Below are 26,184 nucleotides of genomic sequence, written 5' to 3'. Positions count from 1 at the left end.
ATGAAAAAAGTAATTGTATTAATCACATTAATAGTATCACCTTTGATAGGCTATGGGCAATCCATGTTTGATGCATTAGAAAACATAGACGGAGTAGACGCCATTATCGTAAACAAAGATATGTTTGAAATTTTGTCCAAATTTAAAACACCTTCAAGCGATGAAGGAGAAAGCAATGAAGCGATTGAGATTTTTAATATAATTAAGGATTTAAACGAACTGAAAGTATTCTCTACACGCGATAAAAATATTGCTTCTAAAATGGAGAATATGGTATCAAAAGCTATAAAAAGTTCTGAATTAACAGAGCTAATGAGAATGAAAGAAGGAAATTCAAGAATAAAAATCTATGTAAAATCTACAAGTAATAAAGAATACGTAAGCGAGGTGCTGATGTTTATAAAAGGTATTGATAGAAAAACAGATGGTCAATCAGAGGCAGTTATTGTTTCCTTAACCGGAAATATTGATATTAACAAGTTGTCAAAAATTGCAGACACATTTACTAAGGATGTAAAAGTCAGTAAAAATAAATAATAACTGTTTAAAGTTTGAAAGTTCAAATCTTAAAAACTGAGAAAATAGCATTCCTTTCGCAAGAAAAATTAAAATAATAGAAACTTAAGTAAAATACATCCGTTATTAATACCATAAAAGATATCACAATGAAAAATTTAAAAACCATACTTTCTTTATTTGTTGTCGTTCTGATAATGACATCGTGTAAAAAGAACGCATCATTACAAGGTTATTTAGTAGAGAGCCAGGAGAAACAACGTTTCATAACCGTAGATTTACCGGTAAGTTTTTTAGAATTAAAAAACGAGGATGTTTCCGAAGATATTAAGCAAACGATAAAGAGTATCCGAAAGATCAATTTGGTGGGTTTACCATATAAAGGAAACGAAGAAGCATACGAAGTTGAAAAGGAAAAACTCACTGCAATTCTTTCTAATACAAATTATAAAAGTTTAATGAGAATGAATGTCAAAGGAATGAAAGTAAACCTCTATTACACGGGAGATAGCGATGCTATTGATGAAGTGATTGCATTTGGTTATAGTAAAGAAGCCGGTGTAGGAATAGCAAGGCTTTTGGGAGAGAATATGAACCCGGGAAAAATAATTGAAATGATGCAAAACGTAAAAATGAACGCTGACAAATTAAATTTAGGGCAGTTTAATGCTGTATTCAAATAATGGCAGTTTGGAATTGCAAAGTTTAAGGTTCATAACATGCAGATACTTGAAAAAACAATATTATTTAGGTATCTGCATGTTCTTATTTTGGATTTTTTACCCGAAGGAGTTTTGTACAGTATTGATTTTGCCTAGTAATTTATATAGTCCACTATTTCTAACCCATAGCCTATCATACCTACGCGCTTAGGTTGCTGTGTGTTCGTAATTAACCTGAGTTTACTAATATGAATATCGTGTAAGATTTGTGCACCAATGCCAAAATCTTTGGTATCCATGGTTATTTTGGGCGCTGTCAAAATATCTTTTGCTTGATTCTCTTTTAAAATGTGTAGCCTTTTTAAAAAGTTCAGTGATTGATTCTGTTGATTGATAAATAACATAGCTCCTTTTTCTTCTTTATTAATAATTTGAAACATGTTATCTAATGGTTTATCAGTATCATTAGTCAAAATATCTAAAAGATCATTATTTACTAATGTTGAGTTTATCCTGGTTAAAATAGCTTCATTTTTAGACCATATCCCTTTGGTCAGAGCTATATGTATCTGTTTATTAGTGGTTTGCTGATAAGCACGCAACCTGAATTCTCCGAATTTGGTTTTAATATTGAAATCTTCTTTCTTTTCAATTAATGAATCATGTTCCATTCTGTAGGCAACTAAATCTTCAATGGAAACAATTTTAATATCGAATTTTTTGGCGACTTTTATCAATTCGGGAAGCCGGGCCATGGTACCGTCTTCATTCATAATTTCAACAATAACGCCTGCAGGCCTTAATCCTGCTAACCTTGCAAAATCTATGGCAGCTTCCGTATGTCCGGTTCTTCTTAAAACACCCCCTTCTTTTGCTTTTAAAGGGAATATATGTCCGGGCCTGCCTAAATCGTAAGGTTTTGTATCATCATCAATTAAAGCTTGTATGGTATTTGCCCTGTCAGAGGCAGAAATACCGGTAGTTACCCCTTTTCCTCTCAGATCAACAGAAATTGTAAAAGCCGTTTCCATTGCATCGGTATTATTGCTAACCATCATATGCAATTGAAGATATCTACATCTTTTCTCTGTCAAAGGGACACAAATTAATCCACGTCCGTGAGTAGCCATAAAGTTGATCATCTCCGGGGTAACCATTTCTGCTGCAGCTATAAAATCGCCTTCATTTTCTCTGTTTTCGTCATCAACAACAATGATTATTTTTCCATTTTTAATATCGTCAATGGCTTCTGAAATAGTATTCAATTGAATCTTTTTTTCTAAAATTTGTTTTGAACTCATGTTTTGGAAGATCTTTTCAATTTAAATATGGTATAAAATTTTGAGATGGATCTCAAAAATACGTCGATATTAACTATCCCCATATCTTTGGTAGCTCTTCTCATTAAGAAAAACCCGAAAGGTACCATGATCATGGCGGAAATCCAGGAACCCAGAAATGCGGTTATTTTACTTTCCTCTGCCAAGTTTCTTGCAAAAGTATTAGAGAAAAAATAAATCAAATAGATCACAATTGCCAGTATCATTGGAAACCCAAAGCCTCCTTTTCTTATGATAGACCCCAATGGAGCTCCTATAAAAAATAAGATCAAACAAGAAAAGGCCAATGCTATTCTATTATAATATTCTACATCATACAGATTTAAGTATTTTCTTCTTATTTTTAATGTAGACTTATTATTTTTTAAATTGTTTATAGACCTTTCGATTTTTGATATGGCAGTGTTTAATGCCCCTATTTTTTGGTGAATATCAAAATTATCTAAAATTTCAGGAGCGAGCTTCTTTTTTGAAACACTATCGTGAACATATCCTAATCGTTCTCCTTTCAGAGTGTTATAGACGTCACCGGCTCTGATATCTATAAGTGCATCAAAATTTTTCTTCATGATAGGAATAGTATCTTTTAACTGTCCTAAGCTTAGCATATTGAAACTCCCTCTGAGCTTTTCAATTTCCAAATCGTCTTCGGAAAATGCTGAGACATCTATATTAATGGTATATTCTTTGAATAGGGCACTTGATGCCAGCATTTTGTCTACTTCCCCGTACTTTTTTCGACGCTTCAGATGATTTTCATAAAACCTCCCATCATATAAAACCATCGTTAAATATTTACTGCCATCTTCGGAAATAATTTTCCCTCTTTCTGCGGTAATTACTTTTTGGTTTCCTTTTTGTGATGTCAAATCATAGATCAATATATTTTTTAAAAGCTCTTTATTCTTTCCGTATTTTTCGTCGAATTTGATTTGGTAATTAGGTATCTCGGAATTAAAACTTCCCGGAACCAGTGCTAATGCCGGTTTTTTCTTGCGAATATTAATCAATAGATTTTTATTTTTTAATACGGCGTATGGAAAAACATTGTTTAAAAATACAAAGTCAAGAGCACTTAAAAAGAATGTCAAAATAATTAAAGGCCTCAAAAGTCTTGATAATGAAATAGCAGCTGACTTTGCTGCAGCAAATTCATAACGTTCGGACAAATTTCCCAACGCCATAATTGAAGAAAGTAAAACGGCAATCGGGAGCGCTTGTGGAGAGACAATTAAACAAGTATAATATAAATATTTTAAAATAAAATAAACACTTATCCCTTTTCCTGCAATATCTTCAAATACTAGCCACAACGCTTGCATTACCAATACAAAAAGGATTACCAGAAAAGTAGCAAAAAATGGTATTAAAAACGATTTTAATAAATATTTATCTAAAATCTTCATTGAACTCATTTAAACTTTTTGAATTTGCTATTAATCAATAATATAGTCTAGTTGTAAGTATTTTTCCTTGTCAAAAGAAAATAACTTATCAGATACTACTTGATTGCTTTTGAAAGTAGTTATGGAAAGAGTTGTTTTGGCACCGTTTGAACCCGTTTGTATCAATTTGAAAATATGATTTGTTTGGGTATTGACAGCTAATTGAACATTTTTGATATCTGATGTACTATCTATGGGGATTAGATTGACATATTGAATTTTTTTTCCTTTTTCCGTCATCAAAGACCCCCATGAAAAATGATAACCTTCTTTATAAAATGTTAATAGTTTTGACGGATAAATAAAACCGTCATCTTCATCAATATCCCCATTACTGATAGTTACTTCTTTATCTTCATTGTTAATCACGTACAAATTTTTACTGTCGAAAATGAATGTATTTCCCAAATAATCCAAATAATATTTTTCTTTTTGTAATATTATTTTTCCCGTTATCGGAGCCTCATCACCCTCTTTGATGCCTGCTTCTTCATTGACCAACGAAGAACTAAATTCGATAGTCATGTTCTCATAAGCACTCATTTTTTTTGAAACAACATCCAAAAGCGCTTTTGCTTTTTTTTCGTTCTGTGAAAAACTAGCGAAGCTGAACAGTACTGCTAAAATTAACAATACACTATTTTTTTGTCTAAATATTTTTTTCATTTTCTAATAATTGTTCTAAAGCTGTAAAATCGGAGATCAATACTTGTCTTGCTTTACTCCCTTCAAACGGACCCACAATGCCTGCTGCCTCTAATTGATCTATTAATCTGCCTGCTCTGTTATAACCTAATTTTAATTTTCTCTGTAGCAAAGAAGCCGATCCCTGCTGCGCTGTAATAATAATTTCCGCAGCTTCTCTAAAGAGCTTATCTCTGTCGGTTATATCAATGGCAATATCTGTGCCATCGACATCTTCGTCTATGTACTCCGGCAGTAGAAAAGCTTCCGGATACGCTCTTTGAGATCCTATAAAATCAGTAATTTTTTCTACTTCGGGAGTGTCTATGAAAGCACACTGAATTCTTATAATATCACTCCCCCCGGAATATAACATATCTCCGCGCCCAATTAACTGGTCTGCACCATGTGCGTCTAGAATAGTTCTTGAATCTATTTTAGAAGTTACCCTAAAAGCAATCCTTGAAGGAAAATTTGCCTTGATAATACCTGTAATTACATTTACGGAAGGTCTTTGAGTGGCTACTATTAAATGGATTCCTATAGCTCTGGCTAATTGGGTCAATCGTGCAATAGGCGTTTCTATTTCTTTTCCGGCAGTCATTATGAGATCCGCAAACTCATCTATAACCAATATGATATAGGGTAAAAATTGATGTCCAAACTCCGGGTTTAATTTTCTGGATCTAAATTTTATATTGTACTCTTTGATGTTTCTCACCATGGCAGTCTTAAGCAAATCGTACCGATTATCCATTTCAATACACAAAGAGTTCAGGGTATGTACCACCTTAGTAGTATCCGTTATAATGGCTTCTTCCGATCCCGGCAATTTTGCCAAATAATGGCGTTCTATTTTATTGAATAAAGTCAATTCGACTTTTTTAGGGTCTACCAGTATAAATTTTACTTCAGCAGGATGTTTTCTATACAGTAGAGAAGTCAATACTACATTTAAACCTACGGATTTACCTTGCCCGGTAGCTCCAGCCATCAGCAGATGAGGCATTTTTGCCAAATCCACTATAAACGTTTCATTAGAAATGGTTTTACCAAGTGCAACGGGTAATTCCATACTGGACTCCTGGAATTTCTTGGAAGAAATGACAGAATGCATGGAAACAATAGTCGACTTTTTATTAGGTACTTCAATACCGATGGTCCCTTTTCCGGGCATAGGAGCTATAATTCTAATACCTAATGCAGATAAAGACAATGCAATATCATCTTCAAGGTTTTTAATTTTTGCAATTCTGATTCCCGCATCCGGGACAATTTCATATAAGGTAATTGTCGGGCCTACAGTAGCCTTTATTTGTGCAATGCCAATTTTGTAGTTCCTGAGCGTTTCTACAATTTTGTTTTTGTTTAACTCCAGTTCTTGAGGGTCTACGGATATGCTCTCATTGTATTGCTTTAACAGATTAAATGCGGGAAACCTGTAGTTTGCCAATTCCAACTTTGGGTCAAACTCACCAAAATTTTTTACCAATTTTGCAGATAAATTCTCTGTAACATGTTTTTCTTCTGCAATTTCTTTTACATCAATGGCTACTTCTTCAATAGTATTTTCTTCTTCCATATCAGAAGTATCGGAATGTTTTTCAATGGTAGGCTGCAAGTTTTCAATTGATAATTCAAATTCCGATTTTTGCCCGGAGGTATCCAAAGCTTCTTCAGGATCCCTATTTAAAATCGAATCCGGAAACTCATCTGTTACTTCTTTTTTACGAGCTCTAAACCTGCTGGTAATTACTTCCGGGGTTATCTTAAACCGTATTGTCAAATAAGAAATAAAAAAGAAAATCAGTATCATTGCCAAACCGGTTTTGCCGGTAAATGTCTGAATATAATCATTCAATTCATATCCAACGATCCCTGATAAAACAGTATATTTCTTACTGACAAAACCAAATGCTACGGAAATCCATAGCATACTTAACATGCCCCAATTCCAGGAGATAATCAATTTGGAGGTTTTCGTTTTAAGCAACCAAAATAATCCCGATATAAATAAAAGGTACGGCAGTAAAAAAGCACCTATTCCAAAGCCTTCATATATTCCATAATGACTCAATACGGCTCCGATTTTTCCCAACCAATTTTTGCTTTTAACAGTACTATCGGTAAGCTGATTGATACTACTTTGATCTTCCTCCCAGTTAAAGAGAAAAGATATAAAAGTGATACATAAAAAAATAGAAAACACTACTAAAAAAACACCTATAACGGTTTGTGTTTGCCTACTTTTAAAGAAAGAACCAACGGTACGGATGCCATTTGTGTTTTTTGAAGTAACCTTGGTCTTTTTAGCCATTAAACTATAAAATTATATCGATAGTAAATATAATTATTTACCCAGAAACACAGTACTATCTGTCATAAATATGTACCTCTCGAAATGAGTAGCTATATCTTCAATAGTATCTGTAGTTTTTATAAAATTGTTTTTAACGTTTTTTATCTATATATTTTTCAAAGAATGTAGGGCTTCTTCATAATTCGGTTCGTCTACAATTTCAGATACCTGCTCGGTGTATTTTACAACCCCGTTTTTATCTAAAACAATTACAACCCTGGAATGCAATTTGGCTAATGGGCCGTTTTGAATTTCCAAACCATAATCTCTTCCAAAAGCACCTTCGGGGAAATCAGATAACATTTCTACATTTTCAATACCCTCTGCACCACAAAAACGAGCTTGAGCAAAAGGAAGATCTCTGGAAATACACAATACCTTGGTATCTGATAAACTTGCTGCAGATTTATTAAATGCCCTGACGGATGTTGCACAGGTTCCGGTATCAATACTTGGAAAAATGTTGAGCACCAAATGAATACCTTTGTAATCTTCTAAATTCTTTTTTGATAAACTAGTTGTTACCATTGAAAATCCGGGAGCTTTCGAACCAATTGCAGGTAAATCACCTGATGTTTTTACAGCATCTCCTTTTAATGTGATATGGACCATTTTATAAATTTTTAATAATGTCAAAAATACATGATTTAGATGAATCGTGGTTACTATAATTTTGTTAATTATTATCAATACCTTCGCATAAAATTATCTAATAGCACGTGAATCTAACCCGCTATACGTCTGAATTCAAATACAATTGGAAACTATCGGTTCCCGTAATGCTGGGAATGCTGGGACATACTTTTGTAAGTTTTATTGATAATATCATGGTTGGACAGCTGGGAACTGCCGAGTTGGCTGCTGTTTCTTTGGGGAATAGTTTTATGTTTATTGCCATGTCTCTGGGAATAGGGTTTTCTACTGCAATTACCCCATTGATTGCAGAAGCAGATTCCTCTAATAATTTCAATCAGGCAAAGTCTACATTCAAGCATGGGTTGTTTTTGTGTACCGTATTAGGCATTTTACTGTTTCTGATGATTTTTTTTGCCAAACCACTCATGTATTTTATGGATCAACCTGACGAAGTAGTCCGGTTGGCCATTCCTTATTTGGATTTGGTTGCTTTTTCATTAATCCCGTTGATTATTTTTCAGGCTTTAAAGCAATTTAGTGATGGAATGTCTATGACCAGATTCCCTATGTATGCTACCATTTTGGCCAACTTAGTAAATATAGGCCTCAATTACGTATTGATTTTTGGCCATTTTGGTTTTCCAAAATTAGGCATAGTAGGTGCTGCCTACGGAACATTAGCTTCCCGATTTATTATGGTGGCTTATCTATGGTTGCTATTAGCCAAAAAGGAACGTTCCGGAAGACTGGTAACAAAAATCAAACTATTTGTATTGGATACTTTAATGTTAAAAAAAATTATTGGTTTAGGAGCACCAAGCGCTATGCAAATGTTTTTTGAAGTTGCTATTTTTACGGCAGCTATCTGGTTAAGCGGATTGCTGGGAAAGAACCCTCAGGCAGCTAACCAAATAGCGTTAAATTTGTCTTCCATGACTTTTATGGTGGCTATGGGGTTAAGTGTAGCAGCAATGGTGCGTGTGGGTAATCAGAAAGGGTTAATGGACTTTAAAGAATTGAGAAGGATTGCATTTTCTATCTTTTTGCTGGGTACTATAATAGCGTTATTTTTTGGTACATTGTTTTTTATATTTCACAAGCAACTCCCAAAAATTTATGTAGACATGAATGATATGACAAATTATGCAGATAATATGAAAGTGATTACTATTGCAGCCAAGTTGTTGTTTGCAGCGGCCATCTTTCAAATTAGTGATAGCATACAGGTAATTGTTCTGGGTGCTTTACGTGGGTTACAAGATGTTAAAATACCAACATTGATTACGTTTATTGCCTATTGGGGAATAGGTTTTCCGATTAGTTATTTCCTTGGCAAAGAACATGTTTACGGAAGTTTTGGAATTTGGTTAGGGCTGTTGGCAGGTTTAACAGTAGCAGCCATATTATTGTATATCCGGTTTAATTATTTAAGCTTACAACTTATTAAAACAAAATCATATGAATCTACCTAAGTATTTGTTAGCTGACAATAGCAATTACCCTGAAGATATTTTTGTGTTTCATACCGAATTTCCACGTTTTTTAATTAATTTGAAAAATGACGAAATAGAATGGTTTGAAGATTTATCTGGAGAAAGCGAAGATGATATTACCAATGAAGTTTCTAATTTAATAAAAGATGCTTCTCAATTTTACGATGAGCAAATGAAAGGGTATGATGAGTAAAGGATATTCCCTGATTTTCCGTAGGCCTGATAAGGTTGTGGAGCTTTCCGGCTTGAAATTGCTTAATCTTCCCAAAAACTTATGTACTCTGTAACTCCTTCAACTCGTTTAACAATATATTTAACATCTGATCAGTAAAATTTAAATGAGTAACTAATCTAATTTTTCCTTCTCCCATGGGGGTTAGTAAGATTTCTTTAGATTGCATTTTTTCTATAAAACCCATAGCTCCTAATATTTCATCTACATAAAAAATAACAATATTTGTTTCAACGGGCTCTACCTTTTCCACATAAGGCAATGTATCTAAAACGGCAGCTATTTGTTTTGCCCTTGCATGATCTTCTGCTAACCTTTCTATATGGTTGTCCAGGGCATAGATGCCTGCCGCCGCCAAAAAACCGGCTTGTCTCATAGATCCTCCAAATAACTTTCGTATCCTCAATGCTTTTTCAATATGAGCTTTGGTTCCTAATAGTATAGAACCCACAGGAGCACCCAAACCCTTAGACAAGCAAATAGAAATAGTATCAAATAAGTTGCCATATTGTTTCGGAGTTTCATTTTTTGCTACCAAAGTATTAAACAGCCTGGCACCATCCAAATGATATTTTAAATTATTTTCCTGACATACTTTTTTTATTTTTTGAAGCTCTTTAAAATCCCAACAAGCTCCTCCGCCTTTGTTTGTCGTATTTTCAATACATACCAACCTTGAAATAAGGTACATGTATATCGGCTCTTCCTGCCACTGCCTTTTCTAACTGAGTAGCCGTAAACATTCCCCGTATTCTATGATAAAAACAAGTAAAAGTTGAGATATTATTTTTACTAATTTATGCAGCAAATTTAAAAGTATCTACATAGGGTGTTTGTCGTTTGACAACGGCAAACACTCTTGCTATTAATTTGTTTCTAATAATGTTAACGGTACTCATTTTACTTTTGCCTTGTTTTATTCTTTTATGATAGTATAATTTCATTTCTGGGTTATGTTGTATAGCAGAAATAGCGCACATATTAATAATTGCTTTCAATTTTTTATTAGCCAAATGAGAGACTTTTGTACGTCCTTTAATACTAGTTCCAGATTGGTAAGGAAAAGGAGCAACACCACAATAAGAGGCAAACTTTCTCCAGTTTTCAAATTTTGAAAAATTGTCAGTAAACACAATCATCATTATAGCAGTTTGCATTCCTATACCTTTAACACTAGTAACAAGTTTATAGGTTTCTTTTAACATTATATTTTGGTCAATAATAGCTTGCATTTGAGTATTAATCTTGTGTATTTGTTTGGTTAGTTCTGCAATCATTTTTTGTTGAACGTCAAAGATTATTTTATACTCTTTTGCTTTATAAATTCTTTTTTGTTCTTTCAAAGTAACTTTAAAACCAGCTCTTTGTTTGTTAAGTTTTGTCCTTAAAGATAAGAGACTTTTTAGTTGTAATATACTTCTTTTAGGTAGCTTACTGGGTTTAAGTTCTTCTTTTAATCGATACCCATATAGAGCAATGCGTTTGGCATCAATTTGGTCATCCTTTCCACGAGCAATACCAATAGATCTTTTAATTTCTAAACCAGAAGCTATGAAAAAAGATAATTTTTGTTCAGTTAAAGACACAGATAATAAATGAGAGTACATTCCTGTATGTTCAAATACAAACATGGTTTCTTCTTTAGAGAAAGACGAATTTTTAAAACTCCACTTTAGCATTAATTTAAATCCAGATTTACTGTTCTCAAACTGTTGAACAATTTGTTTAGAATAGATACAAACATCAATTAATAATTTACTGACATCGATTCCGATAATTTCATTTGTTTTCATAATTTTGTAATTAGATATTAATAATAGTTACTTAAACTAAGACCTTTAATAAGGGCAGAAACTGAAATTCTATATGGTTCTAAGTAACTTTTAAAAAGAACGGAGACTAATACGGGGGATGGCTCTAAAAAGCTAGCTGGCCGCTAAAGTTCACTCCGTTCTTTTGTGTTTTTGGTTATCAACAAAATAAGAGTTATTAACAAAGAAAAAAAGAAGCAAAAAAAGAAATTTCATCATAACTATTATGTTTTTATTTTAAGTAATTATTTCTATTTGCTAATCTAAAGGATGTCCGTCTATTAAATGGCATGTTACCCCTGAATTAAAAGCAGCACCGCCACCTTCATAATTATATACGTGTGCCCATTTATCGCAAAAAAGCTTATCACCAGGTTGTGTATGCAGCTTTATTGCCGCTTGATTAGCCATTGTTCCCGAAGGAAAAAATAAGGCATCTTCCATGCCAAACATAGCTGCTGCTTTTCTTTGTAGTTCGTTGACGGTAGGATCACTTTTAAAAACATCATCACCCACTTTGGCTTGCATCATTGCTGCCAGCATTTCCGAAGTTGGCCGGGTTACCGTATCACTTATTAAATCTATTGCTTGCATTATCTTTAATTTCCAATTGGGGAGCCGTCAGGTATTTTCGGAGCAGTTGCTTTTTTAAAACTTTTAGGATTTTTTCTAAAATCAGTAATCATTTTCAACAGTTCCCGATTATATATTTTTTGATTTCCTTTTGATTTGACATCGTTTAATATATTGTAGATCTCATCAATTTTACTATTAGCAATAGCGTTTACCTGTCTATATACTTCAGTATTGAATGATAAAGAAAATAATTGGTGTAATACCTGAACATTGATAACATTTTGGAGTTCTTGATGATATGCTTTTTTATGTGATTTTTTAATAGTTGCTTTGATCAGTTCATCCAATAACTCTATAAAACCTAATTGACTCGCATCCAAACTTTTATGCTGTATTAATCTTGATACTCTCTGAGGGTGTAATACCAATTCTAAAGTCATTTGAGAAGCTGTTTCCACAGCCCCAAAAGGATCAAAAGAAACCCCGTTTTTACTCTTAAAAGATTCTCTGGTTCTGTCATATCCCATTGCCCTGGGAGGAAATAACGAAAGAATATGTTCGGGAATAGCAATTTCAGTAACATCCAGTGTTTTTAGAATAGCTTGTAAGGTCCTGCGTTCTCTTTTACCTTTCACTCTTTTAATTATAGTCTGATTACCTCCTTTTACAGCATAGTTATAATCCAGACCTCCAATAATTTTAACAACCGCTTCTGTCTGATATCTGTGAAAAAAATACAAGGGAACAAAAACATCTTCTAAAACCGAATATGGCTCCGAAGACTTGATATTATCGGCAGAAAACGCCTTGACGGCATTTTTTCTAATAGCAAGTACATTTTCCAGTTCATTAATAATATCCGTACCATTATCCCAAAGGTGGGCAGAAGCGTGTGCACTTCCTTTGGGTCTTGCATCGGCATCTGATATATATCGCAATCCTTTTGCAAAAGCATCATTCAGGAGTTTCTTTAAATGAAAATCCTCGTTTTCTTCAAAATTTTGGTAGGAGTAGGCTACCGTTATTTTATCCCAGGCACCTATTTTAGTATCGTATGCATTTGAAAAATCAATCTTACCGTTTTTAAGGGATAACATAGGATGCGGATAATCCATAACGGAAGCTCTGCCGGTAGTACTTGCAGCAAAATTATGTGCAAAGCCCAGCGTATGTCCTACTTCATGTGCAGCCAACTGTCGTATTCTGGCAATTGCCATTTGCAGAGCAAATGCATCATCCGTATCATTATTTTTATACGGCGCCTGTAATGCCTGCGCAATTAAAAAATCTTGCCGTATTCTCAACGATCCCAGACTTACATGCCCTTTTATAATTTCTCCGGTTCTGGGATCGGATACGGATCCTCCGTAACTCCAACCCCTGGTAGACCTGTGTACCCATTGGATAACATTATATCGTATATCCAAAGGATCTATTCCTTCAGGGAGTATTTTTACCTGAAAAGCATCTTTATATCCGATAGCTTCAAAGGCCTGATTCCACCACCTTGCTCCATCTAGCAAAGCAGATCTAACAGGTTCCGGTGTGCCTCTGTCCAAATAATAGATAATGGGCTCTACAGCTTCACTAACGGCTGCTTCCGGATGTTTCTTTTCTAGTCGATGCCTGTATATATATCTTTTTTGAATAGGTTCGTTTACCGGCGTTGCATAATCCAAATAGGTCATTCCGTATGAACCCGATCGAGGATCAAATTTTCTCGGTTTGTACATATCGTCAGGTAATGCTATCAAAGAATGGTGCTGACGTACCGTTACCAAAGCTGCATTAGGCACAACACTGCGCAGGGTATTATCTTTAGGTTTTCCTTTAAAGGTCAATAATACATCTATTTCACTATTTTTAGGAAATGCCTTTGTTCTTTTTGTATTAAATGCACTTTTAGATTTGTCAAGTACATAATTGCCTTGCTTTCTGGCTGATAATCTGTTACTCACACCATGCGTATCCTGCATAAAAAAGGAAGTGGCATCTACTAAATAAATTCCTTGTTTTTCTTCTTTAATTTTAAATCCAAATAGGACAGATTTTGCAAAAGCTTCTTTCACGGATTTTTTCTCTTCAATATTGTCAGTAAGTGCTCTGTATCTCTGATTCGGCTGGATTAATAGTAATTTATTTCCTGCTTTTTTAAAATATACGACTACACCTTTTCCTAGCTGCCCGCGATCCAAACCGATATCATTGGAACCTATCCCTTCGGAAAGCGCATATACATATAAAAATTCCTGTTCCAGATGTTCAATCTGTAGATATATTTTATCCGAGCTATCATCATAATACATATCTATAAAGCCTTCGTATTTGGTAATATTTTTATTGCCTTGAAAAAATTGTGGAAAAATCTGACAGTTAAATCCCGTCAGGAATAGGAATAATATGTATTTCTTCATAAATAAACATCTTTATAATCGCTCATAAAAATACAATTAATAATAAGAAAGCAGAATTGTAAATAGATATTTATGCAAAATAGGTAACCCACTGTAATTGCATTGATTTGGCTTCAAATTTCTTCCTTCTCGAAAATTTTAAATCCTCAAAACCAACAGGTTATTACGGTTGAAAATTTTCTTCGGGCGTTGAACTTTTTTACCACATCAATGCTGCAAGGTCTCAAATATTTAATTTATTTTTGCATGACGTTATGGTAACACAGGATCAACTAAAAGACATTGCTGAACGGATTTCCAAGCTCAGTTCTTATCTGGAGATAGAGAAAAAATCAATAGAAATTAGTAATGAAGAGGAAAAAACTGCCGATCCGGATTTTTGGAACCATCCGAAAGAGGCCGAAATCTTAATGAAATCTTTACGTTTAAAAAAGAAGTGGGTAGAAGATTACCGTACAGCCGTTACATTGCATGATGATTTACTCGTTTTATATGATTTTTATAAAGAAGGTGAGGTACAAGAGGAAGAGGTTCTTGATCATTTCAACAAAACACAATCTTTTTTAGAAGATATTGAATTTAAAAATATGCTTTCCGATGAAGGTGATAATTTAAGTGCTGTTATACAAATAACCGCAGGTGCAGGAGGAACGGAAAGCTGTGATTGGACGGAAATGTTAATGCGTATGTATACGATGTGGGCGGACAAACAAGGCTATAAAACAAAAACATTAAATTACCAGGAAGGAGATACGGCGGGTATAAAAACGGTTACTCTTGAATTTGACGGCGATTATGCTTTTGGATGGTTAAAAGGCGAAAATGGGGTACACAGGTTAGTTCGGATTTCTCCCTTTGACAGTAATGCAAAACGGCATACCTCCTTTGCATCGGTTTATGTATACCCTGTTGCAGACGATTCCATAGAAATAGAAATGAACCCTGCTGATGTGGAAATAACCACTGCCAGATCAAGTGGAGCGGGCGGACAAAATGTAAATAAAGTAGAAACCAAAGTGCAATTAATGTACAAACCCACGGGAATCCAGATTTCATGTTCCAATTCCCGATCTCAACACGATAATAGAGCAACAGCCTTACAAATGTTAAAATCGCAATTATATGAAATTGAATTGCAAAAAAGGCAAGCTGCCAGAGCCGATATTGAAGCGAATAAATTGAAAAATGAATGGGGGAGTCAGATCCGCAACTATGTGATGCACCCTTATAAATTAGTAAAAGATGTGAGAACAGCCCATGAAACGGGAAATGTAGATGCTGTAATGGATGGAAATATTCACCCTTTTTTAAAAGCATTTTTGATGTTACACGGACAAAAAAAATAAATCTGTTTTAAAGATATATAAAATGATTACAATATATCACAATACACGTTGCAGGAAGTCCGGAGAAGCCCTGGAATTATTAGAAAATTCGGGGAAAGAATTTCAAATTGTTGAATACCTGAAAGAAATGCTCTCTTTTGAAGAATTGTCTTCAATTATAGATGTATTAAAAATAAAACCTGTTGAGCTCATCAGGAAAAATGAAGCTATCTGGAAGGAACATTATAAAGGAAAAGAGTTGACAGACGAAGAACTCATTACAATAATGGTAGAAAATCCAAAGCTCATTGAACGCCCGATAATTGTGTATCATGACAAGGCAATCATAGGAAGGCCTGCTGAAAATATTAAAAAAATTCTTTGATTTTCAGCTACATACGTTTCTATTTACAATGCGCTACTAAACTTAACAGCAACTTTATAGTCTAAAAAACATGACCAGATATATTACAATGAAAAAAACATTCGTACTGTTTGCTGTTTTCATATATTTTATCTCCGGTGTATCAGCACAAGAGTCAACACTACCTCTGGTAACCATTTCAGGAAAAGTTACGGATGCTGCTACCGGCAAACCTCTGGAGTATGCAACTGTTGTTTTAAAAGATATTAAAACACAGAAAATAAGTGGAGGAATTACAAATAGCAAAGGAATTTTTACCGTAAAGATACCTAAAGGTACTTATGAGATGAGTATTGAATTTATCTCTTTTAAAACAAAAAAGCTACCCGAAAAACGAATATATAAAAATACGGATTTTGGCACGATACAGTTAACGGAGGATACCGAAACGCTGGATGAGATCAATATTATAGCAGAAAAATCTACTGTTGAAATCAGATTGGACAAACGGATTTACAATGTGGGGAAAGACATGACGGTAAAGGGAGGCAATGCTTCTGATGTGTTAGATAATGTACCCTCTGTGAATGTAGATGTAGAAGGAACCGTAAGTTTGCGAGGCAATGAAAATGTACGAATTTTAATTGACGGAAAACCTTCGGCTTTAGTAGGACTAAGCGGTACGGATGTGTTAAGACAATTGCCCGCCGATGCGATAGAGAGTGTTGAAGTAATTACGTCTCCTTCTGCAAGATATGATGCGGAGGGAACAGCCGGAATCATCAATATTATTTTAAGAAAAGGGAAAGCAGCGGGTTTTAATGGTGCTGTAAATGCGACTGTTGGCGATCCCCGGCAATATCAGCTATCCACTAACTTAAATCTAAGAACTAAAAAAGTGAATCTTTTTTCAAACTTGGGTTATAATGATAGAAAAGGCCCCGGAAATTCCTTTACGGAATTGACCACCTTTAACAATGGGTTGTTCAACAGCAGAAGAATTGAAGACAGATTGTGGAGCAGAAAACGAAAAGGTTATAATATAAATGCGGGTCTGGAATACTTTCTTTCCAAAAACAGTTCACTGACAGGAACATTTTTCCTGCGTGACTCCGACAACAAAAACTTCTCGACTAATACCATTTCCGAGTTTGATCAGGATGGAAACACAACTGCTAATTCTGTAAGATTGGAAGATGAAAATGAAGATGATAAAACCACCCAGTTTTCTTTGAATTACACGAATAATTTTAATAAAAAAGGGCAAAAACTGACCGCAGATTTTCAATATAGTGATAGTCGTGAAACGGAAATAGGTCTGATATCGGAAGGAACTGAAAATGAAAATACCAGAACCGATGAGATTTCCAAAAATACACTCGTTCAGTCGGATTATATATTGCCTGTCGGAAAAAACGCACAATTTGAAGCCGGATACCGGGGTGATTTTCAGTACTTAACCTCGGATTTTGTGGTAAATGCCCCTTCTCTGGACCCGCAATTTAACCCTTCTAACAGTTTGGAGTTTAAGCAAAATATAAATGCTTTTTATACACAATACGGAAGTAAGATAAAGAAGTTTTCCTTTTTACTGGGCATACGAACCGAAATAACAAATACCAAAGTAAGATTGCTCAATACCAATGAAAATTTCGATTTCAATTATACGGAATTGTTTCCTACGGTTAATTTAGGATATGAACGGTCAGAAACTCAAAGCTTTACCTTAGGATATAGCAGGAGATTGAGAAGACCCCGTTTTTGGTTTTTGAATCCTTTTGAATCCAGGAATAGCCAGAATGTAATTTTTAAAGGAAATCCCGGATTGATTCCGACATTTACCAGCTCTTTTGATATCGGATTTTTACAAAAAATAAAAAAGTTTACATTCAACTCGTCCATATATTACCAACATTCGGTAAATACGATTCAAAGAGTAAATAGAGATGAAATCAGATTGATTAACAACGTTTCTGAGATTGTCACTATCAGAGAACCCATTAATTTAGCATCCGAAGATCGGTACGGTTTTGAATTTACAGCAAATTTTAACCCTTCAAAAAAGGTCAGACTATCCGGTAGTTTTAATTTTTTTCAGTCAGAAACCAAAGGAACTTATCAATACAATCAATTCTCTCAGGACAATCTTGGAAATATTATCATGACTCCTGTTTTACAAGATTTGGGGAACAAAAACCGGAGTTGGTTTACCAGGTTTAATGCGCGAATTACCCTGCCTGCAAAAATTCAATGGGAAACAAGATTATTTTACAGAGGCCCCGGACAGACGGCTCAAAATGACACAAAAGGGATATTTTCTGCAAATATTGCCCTTAGCAAAGATATCTTAAAAGACAAAGGCACATTGGTTTTTAACGTTAGTGATGTGTTTAATTCACGTAAAAGGCGTACGTTGACACATGCTCCGAGTATGGAAAACCCTACCAGTATTTCCAACCAAGAATTTCAATGGAGACAACGTCAACTGTCTTTAAATTTCACATACCGATTCAATCAAAAGAAAAAGAGGGGAAGACCGCAAAGAAACCGTAACGATGATGTTGGAGATGAAGAATTCGGAGGGTAAATCATAAACACATATCATAGATGAACTGGCAGTCCGTTAGCAAAGAATATCTTACTTTTTTAAAAATAGAAAGGGGATTTTCCAAAAATACTGTAGATGGTTACGGTAGGGATTTAAAAAAGCTATCCGATTACTTAATAGCATGCGATATACATATCAGCCCTTTTAAAATTGAAGAGGTTACCATACAAGAATTTATTTATAACATAGCAAAAGAAATGAGCCCGAGAAGTCAGGCCCGGCTGATATCCGGATTAAAGAATTTTTTTAGCTATTTGGTTTTTGAAGGTTATCGGGAAACCAATCCCACCGATTTGATAGAAGCCCCTAAAATAGGTAGAAAACTACCGGATACCTTATCTGAAGAAGAAATAGATACATTAATTAAAGCCGTTGATTTGAGTCATCCTCAGGGAGAACGAAACAGGACTATTATTGAAACCATATATAGCTGTGGACTCAGGGTTTCCGAATTGATTACATTAAAACTATCTGATTTATTTTTTGAGGAAGGATACATAAGAGTAATAGGAAAAGGAAATAAGCAACGCTTTATACCGATTCATTCTAATGCTCAAAAATACCTCCTGTCTTATATTCGGGATATCAGAGTGCACGTGCAACCTAAAAAAGGTTTTGAAGATACTGTTTTTTTAAACCGTAACGGAAGGGGGTTGAGCAGGCAAATGATTTTTATATTGCTAAGAGATTTAGCTTTATCCGTTAACCTTACTAAAAAGATAGGCCCGCATACATTACGACATTCATTTGCAACGCATTTATTAAAAAATGGAGCGGATCTAAGATCCATACAACAGATGTTAGGGCATGAAAGTATTGTAACTACCGAAATTTATGTACATCTGGATAAAAATCACTTAAAAGATGTTGTAGAAACATACCATCCGAGGAGACACATTTAGAAAGCAGATATATCCATTTTCAAAGATTTTGTTTTTTCGGCATTTTTGAAACTCAAAACTTTCTAACTGTATTAGTTACGAACTAATTTCTTATAGACTATCCCGGATTCACTCAACATTTTTAAGATATAAATCCCATTCGGATAATTTGACGTATCGATTAAAAATTCTGATTGATTATTATCGTTGTTAGCCTTGTAATAATTACTACCAAGAATATTATAAAGCGTAATATTTTTAATATTGTTTCCTGAAAACCGGATGGTCTTTTTAAAAGGATTCTCACTTAGCATTACGACCTTGTTAACGCTATCCGTAGATAAAGAAGCAATAAACACACTATGTAAGGCTTGAAATAGTTTTTCCCAGCCTGAAGCATTTTCTCTTAGTTTGGATTTTTCCTGCTCAATGTGAATAAATTTTCCTGTTGTACTTGCAGCTGAAGTAGTACAGGGATTTGTACTCTCATTGAGCAATCTCCCCTGAGTATTTGTAAAACCAACCAGGCGAGTCCAATTATCTATGTGTGCAATTTTAAACGTTAAAGAATTATCTTGATTAAATAGCGCATCTTTAATCATAACGGCGTAATCCGTAGCAGGCGTTTGATCTGTTCCGTTACTTAAGATAACATAAGGATCACTCGGTTGTTTTGAAAATCCGTGAAGCTGAACAAAAACCGAATGGGCATTATTCATTAATGCTGTTGTTTTTTGCCAAACAGTATCGGAATTATGAGCCATATCAGAAATTTTATAAGCTTCCGAAGTACTGCTACAGACACTTGTAGTCCCACTGCATGTGGAAGCGGTACTATGATTACAGCGATGTGCCCCATTTAAGAATAATGCAGCATTATTTAACCGGACAAAAGAGTAAATAGCTTGTTTTCCTGTGTTAAAATCAAAACTCGAATGCGGTGCCTGAATAATTAATGCATTTGTAGCCGGGTTTTGAGCAAATACGTAGGTACCCCAATAATTGGTTTGCGGGACCTTTTCTTCTACAATATAATACATATTATTATTTGCAGTATGGGTATATGCTACAATTTGGTAATTTATCATATCCGCATGAGTTCTGGCAGTTGTCAAATCGTTGTTTAATAGCGTTTGAATGCAGTTTTCCCAGGAAGTTAACTCAGTATTAGCGGGTACTCTATAATCATCCCCTGAATTTTCGGGTATATTAGAAATCGAGAGGTTTAAATAAGCTTCCAAATCTCCTGAAGCTGTTTGCGAAAATGCGTATAAATTATATAAAAAAAGAAATAAAAAAAAGCTTATTTTCATTATTTTTAGCTTAGTAGTTTTGATATTACAATATGAGACCCTTGCAAGATAGTAATATATTCCGTATTGAAATTGATTTGACTTCAAATTTCTTCCTTCTCGAAAATTTTAAACCCTCAAAACCAACAGGTTATTCCGGTTGAAAATTTTCTTCGGGCGTCGGGCTTTTTTGTCAAATCAATGCTGCAAAGGTCTAAATATAGAAAAAAATCAGTAATTTTGACGATACCCATTCGAATGGAGTTATGAAGTCATTGTATCACTGATGCCGGCATTTAAGTATTTGGAGCAAGTAAAAAAACTATTGAGTATTTTTTTTATATCGAAACGGCATATATCTAAACCAAGCAGCTTATAATTGTCTTATTTTATAGATGTTATATTACCCATTCCCATTCAAAAATCTTTCCGATATCGGGTAAGTGAAGCGGAAGCTGATTTTCTGAAGGAAGGGTATCGTGTAGCAGTTCCCTTTGGGAATTCTAAGATATATACAGGGTTGGTTATAGCTATTCACCAAAACGCACCTACTTTATATGATGCAAAAGAGATCTATCAAATACTGGATGATAAGCCTATTATAAATACCTTACAACTGGCCCACTGGGAATGGATTTCCGATTACTATATGTGTGCTTTGGGAGATGTATATAGGGCGGCTTTGCCCTCTGCATTTTTACTGGAGAGTGAAACGATCGTTTATAAGAATCAAGCGTTTTCAAATCAGGAAATTTTAAATGATGACGAGTTTTTGATCTTTGAAGCACTACAACATCAATCACAATTAACGGTTCACCAGGTTTCTGAGATCCTTGCCAAGAAAAAAGTAGTACCCATTATCAATGAATTGATTCGTAAATCGGCGATATATGTTAAAGAAGAGATATATGAACAGTACAAACCAAAACTGGTAAAATACGTTCGGTTAAGCCCTCAATACAATGATGAACGTTTTCTGGAACCTTTACTGGAAGCACTTTCCGCAGCAAAAAAACAGAGAGAAGCCGTATTAGGATATTTTCAATTGTTTGCTTCTAAAAAACCGGTAAAAGCAAAAGGTTTGGAAGCGCAAAGCGGAGTTTCTTCTGCTGTCGTAAAAGCACTGGCAGATAAGGGAATTTTTGAGTTTTACCATATGCAAACAGACCGAATATCTTACCAAGGGAAAACGAATGTTTTAAAGGAACTGAATGATTATCAAACCCGGGCTTTACAGGAGGTAAAAGATTCGTTTCAGAAAAAAGACGTAACGCTTTTGCATGGAATTACCGGTTCGGGTAAAACAGAAGTTTATGCCAAACTGATTGAAGAGGCTTTAGATACCGGTAAACAGGTATTATTTTTGCTTCCGGAAATTGCACTGACAACACAGATCATTATACGTTTACAAAATTATTTTGGAAACCGGATTTCCGTATTTCATTCCAGGTATTCAATGAACGAACGGGTAGAAGTATGGCATAATATACTTGAAAACAAACCCAAAGCGCAAATTGTTTTGGGGGCCAGGTCAGCTATTTTCTTACCATTTTCTAATTTAGGATTGATTGTAGTAGATGAAGAACACGAAACCTCTTATAAACAATTCGAACCGTCGCCAAGATATAATGCTCGCGATGCTGCCATTGTATTAGCTAAGATGTACCGGGCTAAAATTTTGCTAGGATCAGCAACCCCGTCATTGGAAAGCTATTTTAATGCACAGGAAAACAAATACGGATTTGTAGCACTCACACGTCGTTTCGGTGATATCAAACTACCCACTATAGCACTGATAGACATCAAAGAAAAAAACAAAAAACGAGAAATGAACGGTCATTTTTCAGATGTTTTAGTAAAGCAGATTCAGGAAACTCTGGATGAAAAACAACAAATCATCCTGTTTCAAAACCGGCGTGGTTTTTCACCGATCGTCATCTGTAAAACTTGTGGAATTTCGCCACAGTGCCCTAATTGTGATGTGAGTTTGACTTTCCATAAGTTTAAAAATGAACTGCGTTGTCATTATTGCAATTACCAACGTGCCATGCCGAATAATTGCGGAGCTTGCGGAAGCAATCAGTTAGGCACCAAAGGGTTTGGAACCGAGCAAATAGAGTTGGAGTTAAAAGAGTTATTTCCCAACCATACTATCGGCCGTATGGATTTAGATACTACTCGGGGAAAATACGGTTATCAGAAGATTATCGGTGCTTTTGAAGCCGGGAAAATAGATATATTGGTAGGAACACAAATGCTGTCTAAAGGGCTGGATTTTCATAATGTTTCGTTAGTTGGGATTTTAAATGCCGATGCGTTGCTGAACTTCCCGGATTTTAGAGCACATGAGCGCGCTTTTCAACTGATGGTACAGGTATCGGGTAGGGCAGGGCGTTCGTACAAGCAGGGAAAAGTAATGATACAAACCTATAACCCGTATCATCGGATTTTACAGCAAGTTTCCACTACAGATTATTGGGGAATGTACAAAGAACAATTACAAGATCGATGGCAATTTCATTATCCGCCGTATTATCGCCTGATAAAAATTACATTAAAACACAAAAATTATCAGAAAGTAGATGCAGGAATTACCTGGTTGGCAAAGGCATTTCAAAACGTGTTTTTTGAAAACGTTCTTGGCCCTTCGGCTCCTGCGGTTTCCAGAATCCGCAATCAATATATTAAAAATTTGGCGATTAAGATTCCGCCAAAACAATCTCTTGGAAAAACCAAAAGGCAAGTGGATAAAATCAAAAATACATTTCAGGCAGTAGCAGATTTTCGCCCGATTCGTTTTATCATTGATGTGGATGCGTATTGAATTGCCGAAGTATTACTGCTTCTTAAATGCTTTCCATTTTTTTAGAAGTTCCTGTTCCCTAAATAAAATAGATTTCGGATTTTTCTCAAATTAGTTTCTTCTCTCATCAGTTAATGTGTCGGAATACCACCAATCGTGAGTTTCTTTGATGGAAGTATTTAAATTTCTAAAGGTCAATCCGTTATTTTTTGCTTTATCATTATTAATTCGAGCTGAACCGTAGGTGTATTGATCTTGTATGATCCAGGGAATGAATATAGTATAGATTATTTTCTTTTAAGAAATCATAATTATCTACGTATACAAAATTCGATTCCACATCAAAAGTTGATTTTGCTTTGTCAATAAAACCGTGCATAGTAATATTTTCCGATGATCCTACCGCATTATATGTTCCCGAAGCTTTGTTTTCTGCCAGTCGGATACACCATTCGGCAACACCTCTGACATCGATGTACCGTACGGGATCCTCTTTTTCTCCCGGAACAAGAATATCGCCATCTTTTGCCAGTCGAATCGGCCAATGTGTAAAACGATCGGTTCTATCACCCGGGCCAAACACATAGGTCGGTCTTACAATAATGGTTCTTTCTTTTCCAAAAGCGTTGCTTGCTTCTAACTCGGAAGTAGCTTTCATAACGCATACCAATATTCCATTTTTAAGGTTTCATCTTCAATGCTATCAGGCTCTTTTAGCAGTACCTTATCAGTTTCTTTTAAGAGGTTTGCGGTTTTTTTTGTCCATGCTGTTTTTCTTCCCGAATTATCAATCACAATATCCCAGCTTCTATTTTCCAATGCTTTTAGATTGTCTTCTCTATCGCCGATCAAATGTTCAACTTTCTCAAAATATTCTTTGTGAATGGTAGGTTTTGTCTTTCCTCTGGTAAAAATACTGACCGAATGCCCTCCGGAAATAGCATATGCCACTTGGTGTGGGCCTAAGAAACTAGTTCCTCCGAGAATTAAATACGTTTGATTACCCGTTATGACACCTAATATAGTTTAAAGTTAAAAATAAGCACTAAAATGCGGGCTTTTACATTTTTCAACTTTCAAATTTTTCAACTTTTCAACTGTATTTTTCTTAGGCATTTAACGGATATTCAAAAAAACGTTAAGCTAAGCTAGTAAAATTATTTTTAGAAAATACATGTTGTGCTTTATCATTCTTTCAATTCATAATTTGGAGCAACCTTTTTACTTTTGATGTAGTCTTTAATTATATCATGTGTAAAAACAAAACAATTGAGGTGAAAAACATATTTATAAATTTTAATTATTGAGTTCATTTATAGTAGAAGAATCACTCATGAAAATTATTTCATTACATCATTCGCAAAAATTGGTAATACAAAAAGCAATACAACGAGACAGAACAGCCCAAAAAGCAATTTTTGATAAGTTTTCTCCAAAAATGCTAGGTGTCTGCAGACAATATGTAAAAGACAGCCGTCATGCGGAAGAATTGATGTTGTCAGGATTTTTAAAAGTTTTTACACATTTACACAAGTTCAGGCACGAAGGAAATTTTGAGAATTGGATTCGGAGAATTATGGTCAATACATGTCTGTCATATTTACGAAAAAAGAACGCTATACAGATGACGGATGAAGAGTATGTATACAATAATTATGCAGCTGAGAATTTGGAAAATACTTCAACGGAAGATATACAAAAATTGATTGATGGTTTACCGAAAGGTTATAAAATGGTATTTAATTTATATGCTATAGAAGGGTATAAACATACGGAGATTGCCGAAAAATTGAACATTACGGTAAGCACGTCCAAATCACAATTATTTAAAGCAAGAAAATGGTTACAAGAGCATTATCACAAAATAAATTATATGAGTACTCATGGAAAATAAGTTAGACAAAGAGTTTAGAAAAAAATTACAGACTAGAAAAATACAACCGTCGGCCTCTGCCTGGGAGCGTTTGTCTTATCAGTTAAATTATTTGGAGGAGAAGAAAAAGAGAGGACGGTTTTTATACATAGGGTATGCAGCGTCTGTTTTGTTGATGATTTCGCTGTTCTTTTTTTTGAATGATACTTCGAAAAATGAGAAAATCATACTGGAAAATACTATTGTAAAAAAAGATATGACTATTCCTCAAATTGACAAGCAGAAAGTAAAAGAAGTTGTAAAACAAGAAGATGCGGTCGTTACAAATTCCGCCAAACGGATAATACGGAAAGAAGTAGCTGATAGGAACATACAGGAAGGTAAATTATCTCAGGTAGCTGTAAAACAACTTTCAACTGCTCAAAAAAACCTTCAAAAAGAATTAGTGACAGATTTGAAAGTTCAAAAAAAAGTATTCATTCCTCAAAAAGAAAAACAAACAGTTGTCGAAACCCGGGTTAATAAGGATGGTATATGGGACAAAGAAACAAATTTTAAAGAAACCAATTATAGGATTTCAGTTAGTAGTGATGCTCTTTTGTATGCAGTAACACATACAAAAGAGGAAGTAAAAAAGTATTATCAAAAGTATAAGGTATCTCGGGCAGCAGTTTTAAAAGCCATTGAAAAAGAATTGCAAAAAACAAATTTAAAAATAGATCCGAAAATCATTTTAGCAGAAGTAGAAAGAGATGTTCGGGAAGAAAGTTTTCAAAACAATTTTTATCAGTTTATTAAAAAAAGAGTTTCAGATGTGGCAATAGCTATTGCCAATAGAAATAACTAATACCAAAAAATTTAAAGTATATT

Annotated in this window: 21 protein-coding genes and 2 pseudogenes; 11 read left to right on the top strand and 12 right to left on the bottom strand. The window is 34.6% G+C overall.

Annotation, left to right across the window (positions count from 1 at the left end; genetic code table 11):
* Both GKR88_14690 and GKR88_14685 read left to right on the top strand, forming a co-directional pair.
* Positions 1-537 carry a DUF4252 domain-containing protein gene (locus GKR88_14690; GenBank protein QMU65407.1) on the top strand — a complete coding sequence of 179 codons (537 nt, stop codon included), beginning with the start codon at positions 1-3 and terminating at the stop codon, positions 535-537.
* A 128-nt stretch (positions 538-665) separates the two neighbouring features.
* Entirely contained in the window at positions 666-1,199 is a 534-nt protein-coding gene (locus GKR88_14685) for a DUF4252 domain-containing protein (protein QMU65406.1), read from the top strand.
* A 131-nt stretch (positions 1,200-1,330) separates the two neighbouring features.
* Here the strand turns inward: GKR88_14685 and ribB are convergent, their stop codons facing one another.
* The 5 genes from ribB to GKR88_14660 form a co-directional block, all read right to left on the bottom strand.
* Positions 1,331-2,479, bottom strand: coding sequence for a 3,4-dihydroxy-2-butanone-4-phosphate synthase (gene ribB, locus GKR88_14680; GenBank protein ID QMU65405.1), 1,149 nt, complete (start codon positions 2,477-2,479; stop codon positions 1,331-1,333).
* On the bottom strand, positions 2,476-3,924 hold the full coding sequence (locus GKR88_14675; protein ID QMU65404.1) for an LptF/LptG family permease: 1,449 nt from the start codon (positions 3,922-3,924) through the stop codon (positions 2,476-2,478). The genes ribB and GKR88_14675 overlap by 4 nt, the downstream gene beginning before the upstream one ends.
* Positions 3,925-3,954: 30 nt before the next feature.
* Positions 3,955-4,629 carry an outer membrane lipoprotein carrier protein LolA gene (locus GKR88_14670; GenBank protein QMU65403.1) on the bottom strand — a complete coding sequence of 225 codons (675 nt, stop codon included), beginning with the start codon at positions 4,627-4,629 and terminating at the stop codon, positions 3,955-3,957.
* Positions 4,613-6,964: a DNA translocase FtsK gene (locus tag GKR88_14665; GenBank protein ID QMU65402.1), complete on the bottom strand. Its 2,352-nt coding sequence runs from the start codon at positions 6,962-6,964 to the stop codon at positions 4,613-4,615. Before GKR88_14665 ends, GKR88_14670 begins: the two co-directional genes overlap by 17 nt.
* A gap of 147 nt (positions 6,965-7,111) precedes the next feature.
* Entirely contained in the window at positions 7,112-7,618 is a 507-nt protein-coding gene (locus tag GKR88_14660) for a thiol peroxidase (protein QMU66738.1), read from the bottom strand.
* A gap of 167 nt (positions 7,619-7,785) precedes the next feature.
* On the opposite strand from GKR88_14660, the gene GKR88_14655 reads away from it, so the two are divergent.
* Positions 7,786-9,114: an MATE family efflux transporter gene (locus tag GKR88_14655; protein ID QMU66737.1), complete on the top strand. Its 1,329-nt coding sequence runs from the start codon at positions 7,786-7,788 to the stop codon at positions 9,112-9,114.
* Positions 9,101-9,328: a hypothetical protein gene (locus tag GKR88_14650; GenBank protein QMU65401.1), complete on the top strand. Its 228-nt coding sequence runs from the start codon at positions 9,101-9,103 to the stop codon at positions 9,326-9,328. Before GKR88_14655 ends, GKR88_14650 begins: the two co-directional genes overlap by 14 nt.
* Before the next feature lie 79 nt (positions 9,329-9,407).
* Here the strand turns inward: GKR88_14650 and GKR88_14645 are convergent.
* The 4 genes and pseudogenes from GKR88_14645 to GKR88_14630 all read right to left on the bottom strand — a co-directional run bounded on the left by GKR88_14645 (position 9,408) and on the right by GKR88_14630 (position 14,168).
* Positions 9,408-10,110 (bottom strand): annotated as a pseudogene (locus GKR88_14645) (hypothetical protein).
* Between the two features lie 54 nt (positions 10,111-10,164).
* Positions 10,165-11,160: a transposase gene (locus GKR88_14640; protein QMU65400.1), complete on the bottom strand. Its 996-nt coding sequence runs from the start codon at positions 11,158-11,160 to the stop codon at positions 10,165-10,167.
* A gap of 288 nt (positions 11,161-11,448) precedes the next feature.
* Positions 11,449-11,772 (bottom strand): annotated as a pseudogene (locus GKR88_14635) (threonine aldolase).
* A 5-nt stretch (positions 11,773-11,777) separates the two neighbouring features.
* On the bottom strand, positions 11,778-14,168 hold the full coding sequence (locus tag GKR88_14630) for a DUF5117 domain-containing protein (GenBank protein QMU65399.1): 2,391 nt from the start codon (positions 14,166-14,168) through the stop codon (positions 11,778-11,780).
* 254 nt (positions 14,169-14,422) lie between these two features.
* Between GKR88_14630 and GKR88_14625 the strand changes: the two genes are divergently transcribed.
* The 4 genes from GKR88_14625 to xerD all read left to right on the top strand — a co-directional run bounded on the left by GKR88_14625 (position 14,423) and on the right by xerD (position 19,367).
* Positions 14,423-15,514 (top strand): peptide chain release factor 2, encoded by a 1,092-nt coding sequence (locus GKR88_14625; protein QMU65398.1) that lies wholly within the window; start codon positions 14,423-14,425, stop codon positions 15,512-15,514.
* Positions 15,515-15,536: 22 nt separating this feature from the next.
* The gene (gene arsC, locus GKR88_14620; GenBank protein ID QMU65397.1) at positions 15,537-15,878 is read left to right on the top strand and encodes an arsenate reductase (glutaredoxin); all 342 of its coding nucleotides are present in this window, start codon (positions 15,537-15,539) and stop codon (positions 15,876-15,878) included.
* An 88-nt stretch (positions 15,879-15,966) separates the two neighbouring features.
* Positions 15,967-18,444, top strand: coding sequence for a TonB-dependent receptor (locus tag GKR88_14615; GenBank protein ID QMU66736.1), 2,478 nt, complete (start codon positions 15,967-15,969; stop codon positions 18,442-18,444).
* 20 nt (positions 18,445-18,464) lie between these two features.
* Positions 18,465-19,367: a site-specific tyrosine recombinase XerD gene (gene xerD / locus GKR88_14610; protein ID QMU65396.1), complete on the top strand. Its 903-nt coding sequence runs from the start codon at positions 18,465-18,467 to the stop codon at positions 19,365-19,367.
* A 71-nt stretch (positions 19,368-19,438) separates the two neighbouring features.
* Here xerD and GKR88_14605 read toward each other — a convergent pair whose 3' ends face one another.
* A complete protein-coding gene (locus GKR88_14605) occupies positions 19,439-20,659 on the bottom strand; it encodes a T9SS type A sorting domain-containing protein (protein ID QMU65395.1) in 1,221 nt (406 codons plus the stop codon).
* A 358-nt stretch (positions 20,660-21,017) separates the two neighbouring features.
* On the opposite strand from GKR88_14605, the gene priA reads away from it, so the two are divergent.
* The gene (gene priA, locus GKR88_14600) at positions 21,018-23,462 is read left to right on the top strand and encodes a primosomal protein N' (protein ID QMU65394.1); all 2,445 of its coding nucleotides are present in this window, start codon (positions 21,018-21,020) and stop codon (positions 23,460-23,462) included.
* 202 nt (positions 23,463-23,664) lie between these two features.
* On the opposite strand, the gene GKR88_14595 is transcribed toward priA, so the two are convergent.
* On the bottom strand, positions 23,665-24,111 hold the full coding sequence (locus GKR88_14595) for a hypothetical protein (protein ID QMU65393.1): 447 nt from the start codon (positions 24,109-24,111) through the stop codon (positions 23,665-23,667).
* Positions 24,096-24,392 carry a hypothetical protein gene (locus tag GKR88_14590; GenBank protein ID QMU65392.1) on the bottom strand — a complete coding sequence of 99 codons (297 nt, stop codon included), beginning with the start codon at positions 24,390-24,392 and terminating at the stop codon, positions 24,096-24,098. The genes GKR88_14595 and GKR88_14590 overlap by 16 nt, the downstream gene beginning before the upstream one ends.
* A 382-nt stretch (positions 24,393-24,774) precedes the next feature.
* On the opposite strand from GKR88_14590, the gene GKR88_14585 reads away from it, so the two are divergent.
* The gene (locus GKR88_14585; GenBank protein QMU66735.1) at positions 24,775-25,335 is read left to right on the top strand and encodes a sigma-70 family RNA polymerase sigma factor; all 561 of its coding nucleotides are present in this window, start codon (positions 24,775-24,777) and stop codon (positions 25,333-25,335) included.
* Positions 25,325-26,161, top strand: coding sequence for a hypothetical protein (locus GKR88_14580; GenBank protein ID QMU65391.1), 837 nt, complete (start codon positions 25,325-25,327; stop codon positions 26,159-26,161). Before GKR88_14585 ends, GKR88_14580 begins: the two co-directional genes overlap by 11 nt.
* Positions 26,162-26,184 lie beyond the last annotated feature (23 nt).

The organism is Flavobacteriaceae bacterium, from assembly GCA_014075215.1.
Taxonomy (GTDB): Bacteria; Bacteroidota; Bacteroidia; order Flavobacteriales; family Flavobacteriaceae; genus Polaribacter.
The sequence above is the reverse complement of the archived record's forward strand: the minus strand, read 5'-3'. Positions and strand labels throughout refer to the sequence as shown.